The 14850-nt window shown below is 47.3% G+C and carries 14 protein-coding genes; 5 read left to right on the top strand and 9 right to left on the bottom strand.

From position 1 onward, the window contains the following. Nucleotides 1–124 precede the first annotated feature (124 nt). Nucleotides 125–1165, top strand: a complete 1041-nt coding sequence (locus tag ANPL_RS00420) for a Fe(3+) ABC transporter substrate-binding protein (RefSeq protein ID WP_169192862.1) — start codon at nt 125–127, stop codon at nt 1163–1165. A gap of 11 nt (nt 1166–1176) precedes the next feature. Further along, nucleotides 1177–1356: a Trm112 family protein gene (locus ANPL_RS00425; RefSeq protein WP_169192863.1), complete on the top strand. Its 180-nt coding sequence runs from the start codon at nt 1177–1179 to the stop codon at nt 1354–1356. Between the two features lie 2850 nt (nt 1357–4206). On the opposite strand, the gene ANPL_RS00430 is transcribed toward ANPL_RS00425, so the two are convergent. Beyond that, nucleotides 4207–5493, bottom strand: coding sequence for an MFS transporter (locus tag ANPL_RS00430; RefSeq protein WP_169192864.1), 1287 nt, complete (start codon nt 5491–5493; stop codon nt 4207–4209). Nucleotides 5494–5821: 328 nt separating this feature from the next. Between ANPL_RS00430 and rpsP the strand changes: the two genes are divergently transcribed. Continuing rightward, nucleotides 5822–6091 carry a 30S ribosomal protein S16 gene (gene rpsP / locus ANPL_RS00435; RefSeq protein ID WP_169192865.1) on the top strand — a complete coding sequence of 90 codons (270 nt, stop codon included), beginning with the start codon at nt 5822–5824 and terminating at the stop codon, nt 6089–6091. A gap of 1185 nt (nt 6092–7276) precedes the next feature. Here rpsP and ANPL_RS04695 read toward each other — a convergent pair. The 7 genes from ANPL_RS04695 to rpmI all read right to left on the bottom strand — a co-directional run bounded on the left by ANPL_RS04695 (nt 7277) and on the right by rpmI (nt 12510). Next, a complete protein-coding gene (locus ANPL_RS04695) occupies nt 7277–7621 on the bottom strand; it encodes a hypothetical protein (protein WP_236822838.1) in 345 nt (114 codons plus the stop codon). Next, nucleotides 7596–7913 (bottom strand): hypothetical protein, encoded by a 318-nt coding sequence (locus ANPL_RS04700; RefSeq protein WP_236822839.1) that lies wholly within the window; start codon nt 7911–7913, stop codon nt 7596–7598. Before ANPL_RS04700 ends, ANPL_RS04695 begins: the two co-directional genes overlap by 26 nt. 239 nt (nt 7914–8152) lie before the next feature. Continuing rightward, nucleotides 8153–8371 (bottom strand): hypothetical protein, encoded by a 219-nt coding sequence (locus ANPL_RS04705; protein WP_236822840.1) that lies wholly within the window; start codon nt 8369–8371, stop codon nt 8153–8155. Nucleotides 8372–9301: 930 nt separating this feature from the next. Further along, nucleotides 9302–9994, bottom strand: a complete 693-nt coding sequence (locus tag ANPL_RS00445) for an SDR family NAD(P)-dependent oxidoreductase (RefSeq protein ID WP_169192866.1) — start codon at nt 9992–9994, stop codon at nt 9302–9304. A gap of 899 nt (nt 9995–10893) precedes the next feature. Further along, a complete protein-coding gene (gene pheS / locus ANPL_RS00450; protein ID WP_169193574.1) occupies nt 10894–11928 on the bottom strand; it encodes a phenylalanine--tRNA ligase subunit alpha in 1035 nt (344 codons plus the stop codon). Next, nucleotides 11906–12292, bottom strand: a complete 387-nt coding sequence (gene rplT / locus ANPL_RS00455; protein WP_169192867.1) for a 50S ribosomal protein L20 — start codon at nt 12290–12292, stop codon at nt 11906–11908. Before rplT ends, pheS begins: the two co-directional genes overlap by 23 nt. Before the next feature lie 17 nt (nt 12293–12309). Next, nucleotides 12310–12510, bottom strand: a complete 201-nt coding sequence (rpmI, locus tag ANPL_RS00460; RefSeq protein ID WP_169192868.1) for a 50S ribosomal protein L35 — start codon at nt 12508–12510, stop codon at nt 12310–12312. Between the two features lie 380 nt (nt 12511–12890). Here rpmI and ANPL_RS00465 point away from each other — a divergent pair, with 380 nt between their 5' ends. Then, nucleotides 12891–13487 carry a cell cycle transcriptional regulator TrcR gene (locus ANPL_RS00465; RefSeq protein ID WP_169192869.1) on the top strand — a complete coding sequence of 199 codons (597 nt, stop codon included), beginning with the start codon at nt 12891–12893 and terminating at the stop codon, nt 13485–13487. Nucleotides 13488–13775: 288 nt separating this feature from the next. On the opposite strand, the gene ANPL_RS04710 is transcribed toward ANPL_RS00465, so the two are convergent. Then, complete coding sequence (locus ANPL_RS04710) at nt 13776–14135, bottom strand: DnaJ domain-containing protein (RefSeq protein ID WP_236822889.1); 360 nt, start codon at nt 14133–14135, stop codon at nt 13776–13778. A 133-nt stretch (nt 14136–14268) separates the two neighbouring features. Here ANPL_RS04710 and ANPL_RS00475 point away from each other — a divergent pair, with 133 nt between their 5' ends. Continuing rightward, on the top strand, nt 14269–14841 hold the full coding sequence (locus ANPL_RS00475; RefSeq protein ID WP_169192870.1) for a NifU family protein: 573 nt from the start codon (nt 14269–14271) through the stop codon (nt 14839–14841). The last annotated feature ends 9 nt before the right edge of the window (nt 14842–14850 follow it).

Genomic DNA, 14850 nt, shown 5'->3' on the forward strand with positions numbered 1-14850 from the left:
CAAAGGTGCTCAGAAATTCTTGCTGTACTAGCAGGCATTTGTGCAACCTTTCGCAGATTTTACTTTTATTTTCATAGAAGTGTTCTCATAATTGCGGCAAGGATGTGTGTATGAGGACTTGAGCATGGTGAGATTTCTCAGTATAGCTCTTGCTGCGTTGGCCATAGGACTCGGTATAGGGTTTGCGTACAATAAGTTTGGCTCTCGTGGCGAAAGTGTAGTTAATGTTTATTCTTCACGCAAAGAAGAGTTGGTGCGTGACCTGTTTAAAAAGTTTACCGCCGAGACTGGCATCGAAGTTAGGTATGTCAGGGACAAGGCTCCTCAGCTCATTACGCGTATGGAGAGTGAAGGGGTATACAGTAAGGCTGACCTTCTGCTCACAGCTGACGCTACGAATCTGATATTGGCTAAGAATAAGGGGCTGCTTCAGCCTATTAGGTCTGCAAAGCTAGAAAATTCTATCCCTGCTTCCCTTAGGGATGGTGAGGGCTATTGGTTTGGGCTCACTAAACGTGCACGCATCGTTGTTTACAATAAGGGTATGGTTGATGTTGGTAAGCTAAGTACTTATGAAGACTTGGCGGATCCTAAATGGAGGAATTTGCTCTTGGTGTCTTCGTCTAACCGTCCATACAATCAGTCTTTGATTGCGTTCATGATTGCTCACAATGGTATGGATGCCGCTAGGAAGTGGGTGAGAGGCTTGGTACGCAATATGGCTAGGGCGCCCGCAGGTGGCGATACAGATCAGATTCGCGCTGTGGCCGCGGGTGAGGGTGCAATAGCTATCGTTAATAGCTACTACTTTGGGAGGATATCTTCTTCAGAAGATCCTGAGGATAAGAAGGTGGCGTCTAAGGTTGGCATATTCTTCCCGAACCAAAATACGACTGGTGCTATGATCAACATCAGTGGTGGTGGTGTGGCTAAACATGCTAAGAATAAGGCTAACGCGCTCAGGCTCCTTGAGTTCTTGGTTAGCAAGGAAGCTCAGGAGATATATGCTCACTCTAACAAGGAGTATCCTCTGGTTGAGGGGGTTAGTAGCGCTGATATCCTCGAGTCTTGGGGGAGCTTTAAGGAAAGCACGCTTCCTCTGCGGGAGCTAGAAAGGTATCTGCCTGAGTCTGTGCAGCTCGCGGACGAAGAAGGCTGGAAGTAATAGTGCGGAACGTGTTGGATAGGAAGGTTCTTGAGGTTTTGGTTTGTCCTCTTACTGGAGGGCAGCTCCTGTATGACGAAGGCAGGGGGGAGCTGATAAGCAAAGAGGCCGGCCTTGCCTATCCTGTACGCGGCGGGATTCCGGTCATGCTGGTTGATGAGGCCAGAGCGTTCAGTAAGGAGGAGAGGTAAGTTACGTCTGTGCGGCGGGTCGGTAGTTTGGCTAACTTCAGTTGGGGGTTTGGCTGGTAGGTTGTTCGCGGGTAGCCCCCTCCTTTTTTTGTTTGTCGGTGGCTTGCGTGGTGGTTAATGGTGGGCTGCAGTCGTTCCCGAGCTTGTTTGCGTTTTAGTTGTACATTGGTGTAGAGCTTGTGCTCGATATCGGTAGTTAGCTTTCCTCTGTGTTAGTTTCTCGTGTGGAGCTGTGCGTCTCCTAAAGGCTGCCACGTCGCCTGTGTCATTAGTTTTTCCTGCGGGTTCTTCGCTTTTAAAACGTGCCGTTTCGCATGTGTTTTGTGTTATTCATCATAGCTCGGATAGCGCAGTGCGTAGGGTTCTTGCACGCTATCTGTTGACTCGTCGCTAGAGGTATGAGATACGGCTTTTTAGCTATTACAGCAGAAGGGTAAAGTTCCTAGTCCAGGCAAAACGCGTTTATTGTCCGAAAATAAAATGCTATGCCATTTATATGCTAACCTGCAGTGATTTCCTGTGGAGGGCTTCTGATTTGTAGTCAGTAGCATAAGTAGCCGGCCTTCAACTGTGCAGCAGAAGCGTAAAGTTCCTGTCCATGCCAAAAGGCGCGTTTGAAGCCTGAAATAAAACGCGATGCTATCGGTGTGCGACCTGGTAGAAGCTAACCTGTTTTTCGTGTATTTTACTTCTTCGTTCTCCCAGCAAGATGAGTTTAAGAAATGGTATAGTAAGCGTCAGTCTCCTTGTGGAGCCTTCTTTCGGGCAATAAACTTGCCCCCAAACTGTCTGTTGCTGTCTATGGTCAGTTCTTTGCTTTGGTTGCGGACTGCCAAAGCACTGGGCAAGGAGAGCCTGAAAAATCAAATTTTCCAACAAACTTGGTGAGTGGTTCCAGGTGTGTTCTAAATGTGCAACGTGTTAAACTATCCCTAGTAACAACTTTGTTTATCAGACCACAGTTTTTAGAAGCACGTGGATCTAAAAATCATTCCAACCTGGCTCCACCGCGCTATCACCGGCTATAGCGTCACAGGGACGTAACCTAGATTGTTCATCAAATGACATGGACTCTGTTACCTCTATGTCTGGGAGATGGCATAGCAGTGTTGGTAAATTTTTTAAGCGCTGTACTGAGGCCTGCACTGTGGTTGGTCTTCTACAACAAACGCCCGTGGATCAAATTGCTTCAGATTACATCAGCCACTCCGGCGCCCTTACGGTGCGATGGAACCTTAGCGCACAAAACGAATTTTTTTCTACAAAACAGCTGCAGCAGAGTATACAGGATGAGACACACAGGAAACAACAAAACGTATCCGAATGGCATCTGTTGTGTCTTAGTTCCTTCTCTTTGGAAAGGTTACTCGGGTGCTTAGAATTCTTGCACGTCCAGCTCTGCGTGTTGGTGTGAGCCATACCATAGGTGCAAATGTTACAGCAACGTGGCTAAGCTACCAATTAAGAATTTTGTGCCGCCTGTTATCACAGGGCTTAAAATGCATTTTCGTCAACACAGAATTTCGCCGCACTGGTGATTCCTTCCTCTATGGCGCAACCGTGACGAAAAGTAAGTGTTCCCTTTGCACACTCTCCCAGTCCGCGCTGTAAGCACATAGCGATTTTATAGAACTTCTTTCAATGCTCTTTAATCTCTCTATAGACTATGCCGCAGCTCGCGGGTTAACCCGTAAAAAATGTGCGAGATTATAGCTTAAAGCACTTAATTAGGCTAGCCCATTTCAAGCGCAGTAGCACAGCAACACAGTGTTCGCAGCAACTACGCAACTGTGACGCAAACGGGCCAAGATAGTGTCTTCTCCGGGTCCAGTTTGTACATATCACGCCTGATATAACATCTTCTGCATTGTTCAGCTTGCTTCATGAAAGTCACATAAGGGGAGAGTAAATCCAGAATTCATAGGCACTGTGCTCTCTGTAATTGCGTGTTTTTTTCTCACCATGGCCAAATAATTACGGTGTTTCGGCCTTATTGCAACACGACAAGAGCGTTGCCTGCATCTATGCGTATCTCTGATGCGACTGTAACAAAAAAAGTGTTCCGGTATTATCACTGTTCCCCTCTCTTCTTATATCTCTGCAGTTGGGTTGTCCTTTCTTGCCCCGGCATTCTAGCCGCAATAAAGTGCAAACCGTTGTAAAAATGAGTACAAGAAATGCCGCTCTATGTTCCGTATTGCTGCTCTTGTAGATCATATAATTACACAAGCCCTTCACGTCAGTCTGTGCCATACCTAGTCCCAGAGCAATTTCATGAAGGCATAGCTGCACAAAGAACGGTAGTTTCATTTTATCCGAAGCGCCTCGTATTCTCCGTCATCAACGCTCATAAATTACAGCGCCTGAAACACATCAACAAGCAAGCACATTGGCAGAGCAACTCCGTTAGCGCCACGGGGCGTCATTGCATTATCTATAGCCGTTAAATGCGTCGAAACGCGTTGCCTTTTATAGTGTCATGCATAAAGAAAGTCCAAAACACGTAAAGAGAGTGTTGCCCAGCTAACTAACTCCACACCAAGCTCAACTGTGAGTGCGCTGCACTTCTAAGCAAAACATAGGAACGGGATAGACCCGCGTTTTTCCGGCAACGTCTCAGCTGTTAGTCACAAGTCTGTGTACTTTTTTCCCAGTTGCACGTTAATTGCGTCATAGGTAGCAAATCGTGCATTGCATTCACAAGAGTGGTGGGGATACGTGTCAGCCAGCCACCAAAAGTAACACCATTGGTGCAACGCACGAAATCATCTACGAGAATAGCCACAGTTATAGAAACTCCAAAACACAACAGCCCGCACTTACGTGACAGCTTCAATCACCGAACCTCAACTAGGAACTTTTTACCCAGTCAACATTCAAATCACTTGGTTTGATTCTACTTAACGCAATCAGCGCCACCGCAGCCCAGAATATAACGCAGAGCCCAGGTGCCAAGTTCCATCCTGTAGCTTGTATCAGCCAAGTACAGAGCGCCGGTGCTATCCCGCCCCCAAGAGCAGAGGAGACGTTTCTTGAGATACCGAAGCCGGTGTAACGCACCCTGGTTGGGAACAACTCTGACATTGCTGCACTTGATGGCCCCAACGATGCGGCGAACGGTACTACAAAAATCAAGTACCCCGCAACTATAAATGGAATGCTATCTTGGCTTAACATCCAGAATACCGGAATAGCCACTACCAAGAGGGTGGCTGAGGCTGCACCCATGACGGTCTTGCGTCCCAAGACATCCGAAAGTGCTCCAAATGCAACAGTAAGCACCCCACTAAGTGTCACGATCACTATCTCAATCAACTCCGAGGACATAGGACTGATATTCGAAGAGTGCGGCAGGTGCCCTACATAGCTACTAAAAAAGACCATAAAAAGGTGGAACGAACAGTTCTCTATGCAGTCAATACAGATAGCTAGCAACAAAGGTCTCTTGTAGTAGCGGAATAAGTGCCTCACAGGGGACTTAACCAGGCCGTCGGCAACAGATGAATGCTTCTCGTATGCTGGACTCTCTCCAGCTTTAAATCTGATAAATATGCTCCCTATGCCCAATAGAAAACCCACGATAAAGGGTATCCTCCAGCCCCAGGAGCTGAAGGCATCACCAGTCAAGTGTCTTGACAACATGACCACCGCAAGCGAAAGGACAGATCCCGCCACTGCGCTTAGCACTTCAAAACTTCCAAAGAGCCCGGCTCGATTCTTTTTTGAGTGCTCGATAAGGAACGTAGCATTTCCAGCCTCGCCTCCCAGGGAAAACCCCTGCACAAGGCGGCATATCACCAGCAGCGTTGGAGCCAACATGCCCACGCTAGAATAGGTAGGTATTATACTCATGAACCCTATTGGTACCGTCATTGCGATTAACGATATAACAAGTGCAGCTCTTCGTCCGTACCTGTCACCAATGTGTCCAAACATACTCGCCCCGAACGGGCGCATACAAAAGCCCACAGCGACGACACAAAAACTGCTCAGTAGAGTAGAGTAACGATCATTGGGTGGAAAGAATAACTCGCCAATGGTTCCCGCAAGACTGCCGAAAAGTATGAAATCATACCACACAAGCGTGTTACACACTATAGTCGACAGCACTGCGCGCCTTACTTTACCTGCTTCCATATGACCTCCGATTATTTGCACAGCTACGACCGGCTTTGCGGTCCCGCAGCTTACCTCATAACAACGCTAGCGTACTTACAAGCAGAAAAACACGCGGTAAAATTTATCCAACGCACACTAGCACCTCCCCCCATACTGCAACACAGCAGATGCGGGAAATACCTAAGTCAGATACACTCAGCCGAGAGCAAAAAACGGCGTGAGGACGGCAATTGTACAGCACGATGGCAAATTTGTCATCAGACAGCTGTAAAATTTTTTAGATTGACTGTGATGTGTTAGATGCTACAATCGGCTCTTATTTTGCTGTGAGGGGTCTTTTTAGGAGATGTCTGTAAAGATAAGGTTAATGAGGTTGGGTGCAAAAAAGAAGCCCTTCTACAGGATTGTGGTGGCCGATTCGGGGGTTCAAAGGGATGGGCGGTGCATAGAGCAGCTCGGATATTACGACCCGATGGTGTCTTGCGGATCTCCGGGATTTCTGAAGGTTAACGCTGAAAGACTGGGCTACTGGCTTGGGGTTGGGGCGCAGCCTACAGACAGGGTGGCCTGGTTCATAAAGAAGGGTCTCGTGGAGGTTCAAGGGCGTCCTGCCTAGCTCCTGGGGCGCGTGATATGGTGCGCTTCTTGTGTGTAATGTAAGCTTCCAGCGAATAGCTGTCTGGGTTTAATCGATGGATTTAGTAGGGCCGTGGTTGATGGGGCGTGTGTTTCGGTTTGCTGTCGCGTGGTTGTTTGGCCGATGCTGTCTTGTGTTAGGCCTTACAGCCGGTGCTGGGGTTGCTTGCCTGTTGAGTTGAGGGATTAACCGCGTCGATCTTCTTTTGCTTTCTCTTCGTCTTAAGTTTGTGCGTTGTTCTTGGGGAAAATACATCTGGGCCTCGTGTCTCCGTGTGATGTCTTTTGTGCTTTAAGGCAATATCTTTTGATGTTGTGCGGTGTATAGGTGGGTGTATTTTTTGGATTACACGCTCTGTGCAGGGCCAATTCTCAGCAGTTTCCTGTGCTCAAGTGCCCTGTTGAGTTACCGGCGGCCCGGAATTTACAGTGCAATACATGTTCGGGGGTGCGTGTCTTACTCTTCAACGTTCTGTGTGTTGTTTGTGATGTAAATGCGGATCAGGCCCAGTGTTCTGCCTCTTCAGCAATACGCTTTGCTACAGATGAGTTCCATTTAGTGCCGTGGGTTTCTAGCCCAAGTGGGTTTTGAAGACTTGTTTTTTCGAAGTATCTAGGGGATTGGGTATGCTTAGTTTTTATAAACGCACTCATCCGGGCAAGGTGCGCGTAAGTACTCGATTTGCTCGGTCTTTATTGAAGCGCAGGGGGAGCGAAATATTTTGAGCGTAGTGGTGCAGACTGTAACGACAATTATTACCTTTTTGTATGTGTATTTTTGGACGAGGTGTTGCTCTGAAGGCACGTCTTTCTGGCCTTTAGAGACGCGTTTTGCTTTTTCAAATGATTACTGAGACTATTAGCAGTCAAACCCGTGACTTTACAGTGATAAGTGTAAAACCAAACCAGGACATTTTCGCTACAGGGGCCAGTGGGTGCAGTAACGCCCCCACTTTTGTTGCGAGCTCCAGCAGCCCCGCGTTCTACACCCAGTCCCGGTAAATATCATCTTTACGGATGCGACTCAGCGCTATTAGCCCGATCACAGCCCCAAACATCACATACAGTCCTGGTGCAAGTGACGAGTCAGTTAAGTGTACCAATAATGTGCAAAGCGCTGGTGCAAGTCCCCCTCCCAGAGCAGAAGCGACATTTCGTGCAAGACCTAAACCTGCACAACGTACTTTTGCGGGGAACAACTCAGCGATCGCGGCATTTGTAGGTCCCAGCGTTGCAGTGAACGGTAGTGAAAAATCAGATAGCCGCTAGCTATCAGCAGAACGCTTTCCTGGCTCAGTAACCAGAATACCGGAATGGATGGAAATAAGAGAAACACCGATGCTGAACCTATGACAGCTTTTCGACCCCAAACGTCAGAAAGTGCGCCAAAGGCTACAGTAAGCCCGCCCCTGAGCAAAATGCTCATGAACTCGACGGCGCCTATAGCCTGGGTATTATTAAGTTCAGCAGCATGTGGCAAACTACTAACATAGCTTGAGAAAAACACCATGAGAGTATGGAAACAGCAACACTCGACACAGCTGATGCATACAGCGGTCAAAAGGGGCTTTTTGTAAAAGCGGAACAAGTGCCGCACTGGAGGGAGCTTTTGTCACTTCCTGGTCTTCGGCTTTGTGTTTCTCGTATACCGGACTCTCTCCCGTCTGTGCTCTCATAAATACACTTGCTATACTCAACACAAACCCTGCTACGAATGGTATTCTCCAGCCCCAGGCGGTGAAAGCATACTTCGACACAACAATAATTGCTGTAGAAAATACAGACCCCAAAACTGCGGTCATCACCTCTAGACTGCCAAAAAGCCCGGGTCTATTTTTCTTTGAGAGCTCAACGAGTAACGTAGCACCACTGCCAGCGCTCCCCCCCCCCTAGGGAAAATCCTGACACGAGAAAACACATGATCAGCAAAACTGTTGCCAGCAGGCTGGAACTCTCATAAGTCGGTATTATACTCATGAAACCCATGGGTACAGTCATGGCAATTGACGAAGCTACCAAGGCCATTTTTCTCCTGTACCTATCACCTATGGACCGAAGACGCCAGCACCAAATGGGCGCATGCAAAATCCCACAGCGTAAACACAGAAACTGCTGAGTAGGGCGATATGGCGATCATCAGGTGGAAGAATAACTCCCCAATTGTTACTGTAAGACTTCCAACGAGTATGTAATCATACCACATTATGGCGCTGCAAATCACCGTCGACAGCACGGCACGCCTTACTTTTCCCTTTTCCATACGACCTCCAACACAACCCATGGCCGACTTGACGGCCCCGTGGCTATCTCACGCAGCACGAGCATGCATAGAGTGAATATGCTGCGCATGGCACAGCCTCTCACGCATACCTGCAGTACCACACTCACGCCCAAACGTGGCATAGGGAAGGGGGGGGGGAGAACACCTAAGTGGATTCAGCTAGCTGTTTTAAAAAACAGTGCATCAGCTCCCATTATACTTTACAGCAGGCTGCATTGTCATCATGGGGTTGTATTTTCTCGTGGATAGGTGCTGTGGACAGTGTTTGTGGTTTTTATGTGTGGTGTAGCTCGAATACTACGACCATGTAGTGCCCTGTAAGTCCCGAGATTTTTTAGAAATCGACTATTAAAAAGCTGAGCTACGCACTTAGTGCCCTACATTAATCCGCAAGAGGTTTGTAGCGCAATGGCTGGAGACGAGACTTCTGGGGTATGAGTTGCCACCAAATGTCGTCGTGACGGATATGCTACTTTGTCAGTTGTTTTATAACATTTGTGACAGATTTCTCAGCTGTTATGTTCTGTGTAGTCTTGGATGATGGTTCTCGGGTGCTGTGTGGAAGGATTTTGCAAGATCTGCTTCACGGGTTTGCGAACGGTCCAGGAAATTTTCGTAGTGACTTAGATGTGGATTGAGTCTTTAATGTGTCGCCTGCGTAGTTTGTTTTTACAAACCTTTCGATATGGATCTTCTTGGTTGCGTTGTGGCTTAGCCGTGAAGAATCTAGATTCTTCTGGATGATTTGCTTGGTAAGTTCTGAACCCGAGATGTGGCAGTGAACTACGGCGTTCATTAGTTATGTGCCGTGAAATATTCCTAGAGATGCAAATCTTTGCCTTTATGGGTACGACCTGTTCTGGTAAGTGATGGCAAAAATGTCGCGCATAGCGGGCTGATGTTTCATGGTTACTTGTCCATGAATAATATTTTTCCGCTACTGAGTTGGTTAAAGTCCATGATATGGTCCACTATATCCAGAAAGTTTTTAAGTTGTGGTTTGTCGGTAAGGTTTTCTACGGATTGAATACCGTCGATCTCGTGTGCGGGAATTTTCGTGGGACACACCGCGGTTATGCATAGGTGCCTCGGATCGAATTCCGATGCTGTCAGTGCAGTGAAGTCCACTAACGATTTTTTAGATAGTAGGTAGGAGAAGTAACTTGTGCTTGTTCTTTTGACGTTCGCGTCCACTACGTTTATCACTTTGCCTTGCTTGCACATTCGTGCAAAATATTGTGTGAGAAAAACTGGTGCCCGGACATGGATATTATGGTTTTCTGTAAAGCATTTTAGTGAGCACTTTTCCAAGCTGTCTTCATAGAATACAGAAGCATTGTTTATCAATATGTTGAGATGAGGCATGGCGGTGAAAGACTGTTTCATTATTTTTTTAAGTGAAGCAAAATTGCCCAGGTCGGCTTGCACTAAGACACATTTTCGCCTGTAAGATTTTTGCACTATATCTTGTAGGCTCAGTGCATCATCATGGGAGGAGTGATAGTGCGCCACAATGTCGCATTCGTGCTTAGAAGCTAAGAAGATCGCCAAGGCCCTGCCAATTCTGCGGGCTGACCCAGTTATTAAAGCAGCATTTTTCATGTGTCTTACTCTCGTTAAACCACATTGGTCACTTTCTTGGCGCTGTAGGTTGCCGAGCTAATTTAGAGCGCGAAGTACGGGTGGTCAACTATTCGGTTATGTCGCTTCTTACTTCAAGTGTAGGCGTGCCGAAAATCACGCAAGCTTGTGCAGCCGAGACTCAGGCATTGTGCTTACTCTGATGTATTGTAGGCCAGTTCGAGGAAAGTGCTCAATTGCATAATCTTACGAAGAAATTAGAAATCCTGGCTTGATTTGTGTGGCTGAAGACTTGCTATACGTAGTCCCAGAGGGTGGAAATGGGGTTTCCTATGGTGCTCCGACATGAGCCTCTGTCTGTGGAAAGTTTGAGTTTTCTGTTCGCATGTCGGTTATATTCTCTAATTTCTTGGTTATCAAATACATTACTGAGTAAATTTCAGTAAGGGAGCGTGTGCTAACAGACCTTTCCAAGCAGATTGCCGTGTGTTTTGTCTACTTACGCCAACATAGAGAAATTGTGTTTTCATTGTGGTAATTGTTGGGTTCTTTTGCAGATCTGGAAAACAACGCCAATATTCAGGCATTAGTGCCTTCGGTGGGATTGTGTCGGATTTTCCATCAGCAGTTTAGTACATGGGAAAACCAGCCCTGAAGCCAATTTGTCGATGTTCGAGATTATAACGTAAAAGGTTATCCAACCCTGCAGTAGTGAGCATCAGGCGATTATTTTGTGCAACTCACGGTGCTTGTGTCCACAGTGCGACTACGGGTGTACAAGTCTCGTTTCTGTATTGTGTGATGGAAAATTTGACCTGGGAAACGGTGCTCGCAATTAGGGCGGCGTCCCCACCCTTCCAACGGACCACGTCCGCAACATAGAGTATACTGACTTCCCCGATCTGCACCTGTCTTGTGCTTTACTCCACGAGGTCTGTGAAACAGAATCCATAGTGCTCCAACCACTCTAGACGGTTGTTATACAAATTCCGCAGGTCCGCTATGTTGTATTTTAGCATTGCCATGCGTTCTACGCCCATTCCAAAAGCAAACCCGCTGTACTTTTCAGGATCTATGTTGACGTTTTCCAATACTTTGTAATGCACCATTCCACATCCAAGTACCTCAACCCATTTTCCTGAACTGTCCTTTATATCCACTTCAGCAGATGGTTCCGTAAACGGGAAAAAACTTGCACGCATGCGCATAGTTACTTCATTGTCAAAAAACTTTTGAAGGAAGCTATTGATACAATACTTCAGATGACCCATGTTGACGTGCGTATCTATGTACAGTCCTTCCACCTGGTGAAACATGGGGCTGTGAGTTGCATCCCAATCATTTCTATAGACTTTCCCCGAGGAAATAATCTTAATTGGGAACGTAGAGTTACTCTCCATAGCCCTAATCTGCACCGAGGAAGTATGAGTTCTCAGAACTACTCGTTTTTCGCCGAGTTTTTCTCTCAAATAAAATGTGTCGTTTTTCTCACGCGCTGGGTGATATAAAGGAGTATTTAGCGCATCGAAAACATGGAACTCGTCTTCAAGGTCTGGCCCACTGATTTCTGTAAATCCCATTTTCCCCAAGATCTTCTTCATCTCAGCGAGCACTTTGGTCACAGGATGCAGAACTCCCATCCGTTTTTCCCGCGATGGTAGTGTGATATCAACCCTTTCTTCAAACAGCCTTTTCTTAAGCATCTCCCGCTCTAGGGCAGACTCCTTCTCCTGAAACGCAGCCCTTACTTCGCGATTCACCGAATTAGCCAAAGCACCTATGGTCTTTCTCTCGGTGAGATCAGTCACACCAGCTATTTGCTTAAGCAATAGGGTGAGCACCCCGCTCTTACCGAGATACCTCACCCTTACAGACTCAAGCTCCGCTAACGTCGTACAGCCGACTATAGCAGAACCCACCTCCTCTGCGACACTATGAATTTTGTTCTGTAGCAACACAAGTACGCCCACAAGCCTGCGCCGCGGCAATGGCTATTTTTTCGAAGCTGCTTTTATCCCTTACAGCCATTTCGGCAAGCATCTTTCTATTGAGCTCGATGCCACTCAGCGTTACTCCCCTCATAAACTCGGAGTACCTTAGGCCATACTGCCCAGCAGCAGCGTTTATACGCACTATCCACAAAGTTCTAAAATCGCGTTTGCGCGTCCGACGATCCCTGTAAGCGTAAGCAAGAGCCTTTTCCAGTCTTTGCAACGCAGCACGGTAACAATTTTTAGAACGCCCCCTGAACCCCTTAGCAAGAGCAATAACCTTTTTATGCCTTGCCCGTGTGGTAACACCGCGTTTCACCCTAGCCATTTAACCCTCGTATAAAACTAAAGACCGTACGGTATAAAGGGAGCAACAATCCGCGCGTCAGCAGTGCACATAAGCGCGTTCCCCCTGCGCGTACGCAAACTACGCTTACTTCTTTTTGTCATACCGTGACGCTTAGTGGACTGAGCAGCCACCAGCTTTCCCCTTGCGGTCAACTTGAACCTCTTCTTAGCAGAAGACTTAGTCTTCAACTTTGGCATACCACCCCATGCCCAACGACAACAGCTCCCAAGCTTATATGCATAGCAAGGGAGTGTCAACTTATATCGCGCTGTTCTGCATTTTCTGTGGCAATCGCCACCCCATATCGAAGGATGGTGTGCGCCAGCTGGGCTAAGCGGTAGAATGCCCTTCTGCCTCGCAATATGCCAAAATGTCAATAGTGATACAACGGTGCAGGATACATTACGCCTCTGATACAACTTAGAGTGTCTAAATAGGGCTGAAAATTCTTGACACTGATAGCCCGTATGTTACGATCGCGGGACCGTGACCGTATATTATTGGGTTAACTGAATCTTAGTGGTTGTGGTCTAGTGTTTTGGTCTGTGCAGTTTCTTAAGTTGGGGATTATTTAGACATGTCATCAAGCAATGAGGGTGCTCCGTTGATGCCTAGAGCAGTAGCCGTGTGGCTTGTGGATAATACAGCCCTGACGTTCAAGCAGATTGCGGAGTTTTGTGGGTTGCACATACTAGAGGTTAAGGGTATCGCGGATGGCGAAGTCGCTAAGGGTGTCGTCGGTTGTAACCCTGTTGCCATGGGGCAGGTCACCAAGGAGGAAATAGAAGCGTGTCAAAGTGATCCCAACAGGATTCCTAAGCTGGTGTCTTGTAGGGGAACCACTGGAAGGACAACTCGCAGGCGTAGCGTGCGCTACACTCCGGTGGCTCGTCGTCGTGACAAGCCCGATGCGGTGTGTTGGATTCTAAAGTACTGTTCCGAGATGCACGATTCGCAGATAGCTAAGCTCATAGGTACTACCAAGGCGACGATTGCTGCCGTGCGTAACAAGGAGCACTGGAACTCTAGTAACATAAAACCTCGGGATCCGGTACTTTTAGGCTTGTGTACTCAAGCCGACCTTGATGAGGCTATCATGAAGGCTCAGATGGTTTCCGAAAGGGAGAGAAGGGTTCGAAACATGAACGATGAGATGCAGCGGCAGAAGGTGTAGCGGGGTTGTCGTTCTTGTAGAAGCGTGGTTTTCTATTCCAGTTGGTTGTTGGGCTTCTTAGTGGTCAGTGTGTAAGAAGGTGTCTTGTGTGTGGCAAGAGTAGGAGAAGGACCAAGGCTCCTCCTGAGCCGGACTCATCCGTTAGTAAAGGTGCTGTGGCGAAGGACAAGGGGAAGGAAGTAAGGATACTGAACCTATGTGAACTAAAGAAGAAAAGCACTGGTGAGCTTAAGGCATACACCGCCGAGATTTGCTTCGCGTTCTACTATTGCTACTGTGTGGCCAAGGTTATTTGTTTTGCCCTAGAAGCTTGTCTCGTGCCTGATTAAGCTTTTGGGCGAAATAAGCTGATCCTCCTTTGTCGGGGTGTGCGTTCTTCATTAACCGATGATAGGCAGCAACTATCTGCTCTCGTGGGGCGTCTTGGCTGAGGCCTAGAATTTCAAAAGCTTCTTTTCTAGACAGAGTATTGTCAGAGCGTCTGTGCGGTGCTTCGTGAGCTTTGTTCTGCATGTCATTCATTACCTTGTTGAAGATAGTGCGGAAATCTTCGGTGTAGTGGGCTCGCATTAAGTTGTTTCTATTCAGAAAAAACAAAACTACGGCCAATATTATGGGGAGCAGGAACACTGCCCCTATCACACACATGAGAACAAAAACTGCTAGAAGCATGCCACTAAGAAACTTGATTTGCTTTACATACCATACTACACTAAGCCGCTCGATTGGCGCAGCGGCGTGAATTATACCCCCCTGATTCGTGGCATTGCAAGGTTTGTTTATGTTTATACAAATTGAAGATACCCCCAACCCCAGTACTCTGAAATTTTTGTTCAGTGGTGCTGTTTCTGGTGTTGCTTGTGGTGTGGAATTTTCAGACGTTTCCGAGGCTGAGGCATCTCCGCTAGCAGCTCTTTTGCTTGCTGTAGAGGGTGTAGGAAAAGTGTTTTTTGGGGGTGACTTTGTATCGATTACCAAGACCGATGCAGTGTCATGGGAAACACTGAAGCCAGAAGTTCTGGTAGTGTTGACCGACTATTGTTCGATGCATGGTACAGACCAGCAAGTTGCTAATGCGAGCGGAGATAATGGCGAAGAGGAGAAGGAGTTTTTCGACGAGAAGGATTCTGAGGTCGTAAAGCAAGTAAAGGAGCTGATAGAGAACTATGTCAAGCCGGCTGTTGCTCAGGATGGTGGCGATATTAAATTTCGAGGATATAAGGAGGGCGTGGTGTTTGTGCATTTGCGTGGTGCGTGCTCTGGGTGTCCAAGTGCGGCAGTAACTCTGAAGGATGGGGTGTACGGAATGTTGAGTTATTACATTCCTGAAATCAAGGCAGTGGAGAGTATATAAACACTCTGT

The organism is Anaplasma platys, assembly GCF_012790675.1.
Lineage (GTDB): Bacteria > Pseudomonadota > Alphaproteobacteria > Rickettsiales > Anaplasmataceae > Anaplasma > Anaplasma platys.

Bases quoted from the DNA above. Each gene is read 5' to 3' on its own strand.
- ANPL_RS00420 (WP_169192862.1), top strand. From the start codon at position 125: ATGGTGAGATTTCTCAGTATAGCTCTTGCTGCGTTGGCCATAGGACTC.
- ANPL_RS00430 (WP_169192864.1), bottom strand. From the start codon at position 5,493: ATGGAAGCAGGTAAAGTAAGGCGCGCAGTGCTGTCGACTATAGTGTGT.
- rpsP (WP_169192865.1), top strand. From the start codon at position 5,822: ATGTCTGTAAAGATAAGGTTAATGAGGTTGGGTGCAAAAAAGAAGCCC.
- ANPL_RS04695 (WP_236822838.1), bottom strand. From the start codon at position 7,621: ATGGTGTTTTTCTCAAGCTATGTTAGTAGTTTGCCACATGCTGCTGAA.
- ANPL_RS04700 (WP_236822839.1), bottom strand. From the start codon at position 7,913: ATGACCGCAGTTTTGGGGTCTGTATTTTCTACAGCAATTATTGTTGTG.
- ANPL_RS04705 (WP_236822840.1), bottom strand. From the start codon at position 8,371: ATGGAAAAGGGAAAAGTAAGGCGTGCCGTGCTGTCGACGGTGATTTGC.
- ANPL_RS00445 (WP_169192866.1), bottom strand. From the start codon at position 9,994: ATGAAAAATGCTGCTTTAATAACTGGGTCAGCCCGCAGAATTGGCAGG.
- rplT (WP_169192867.1), bottom strand. From the start codon at position 12,292: ATGGCTAGGGTGAAACGCGGTGTTACCACACGGGCAAGGCATAAAAAG.
- rpmI (WP_169192868.1), bottom strand. From the start codon at position 12,510: ATGCCAAAGTTGAAGACTAAGTCTTCTGCTAAGAAGAGGTTCAAGTTG.
- ANPL_RS00465 (WP_169192869.1), top strand. From the start codon at position 12,891: ATGTCATCAAGCAATGAGGGTGCTCCGTTGATGCCTAGAGCAGTAGCC.
- ANPL_RS04710 (WP_236822889.1), bottom strand. From the start codon at position 14,135: ATGTGTGTGATAGGGGCAGTGTTCCTGCTCCCCATAATATTGGCCGTA.
- ANPL_RS00475 (WP_169192870.1), top strand. From the start codon at position 14,269: ATGTTTATACAAATTGAAGATACCCCCAACCCCAGTACTCTGAAATTT.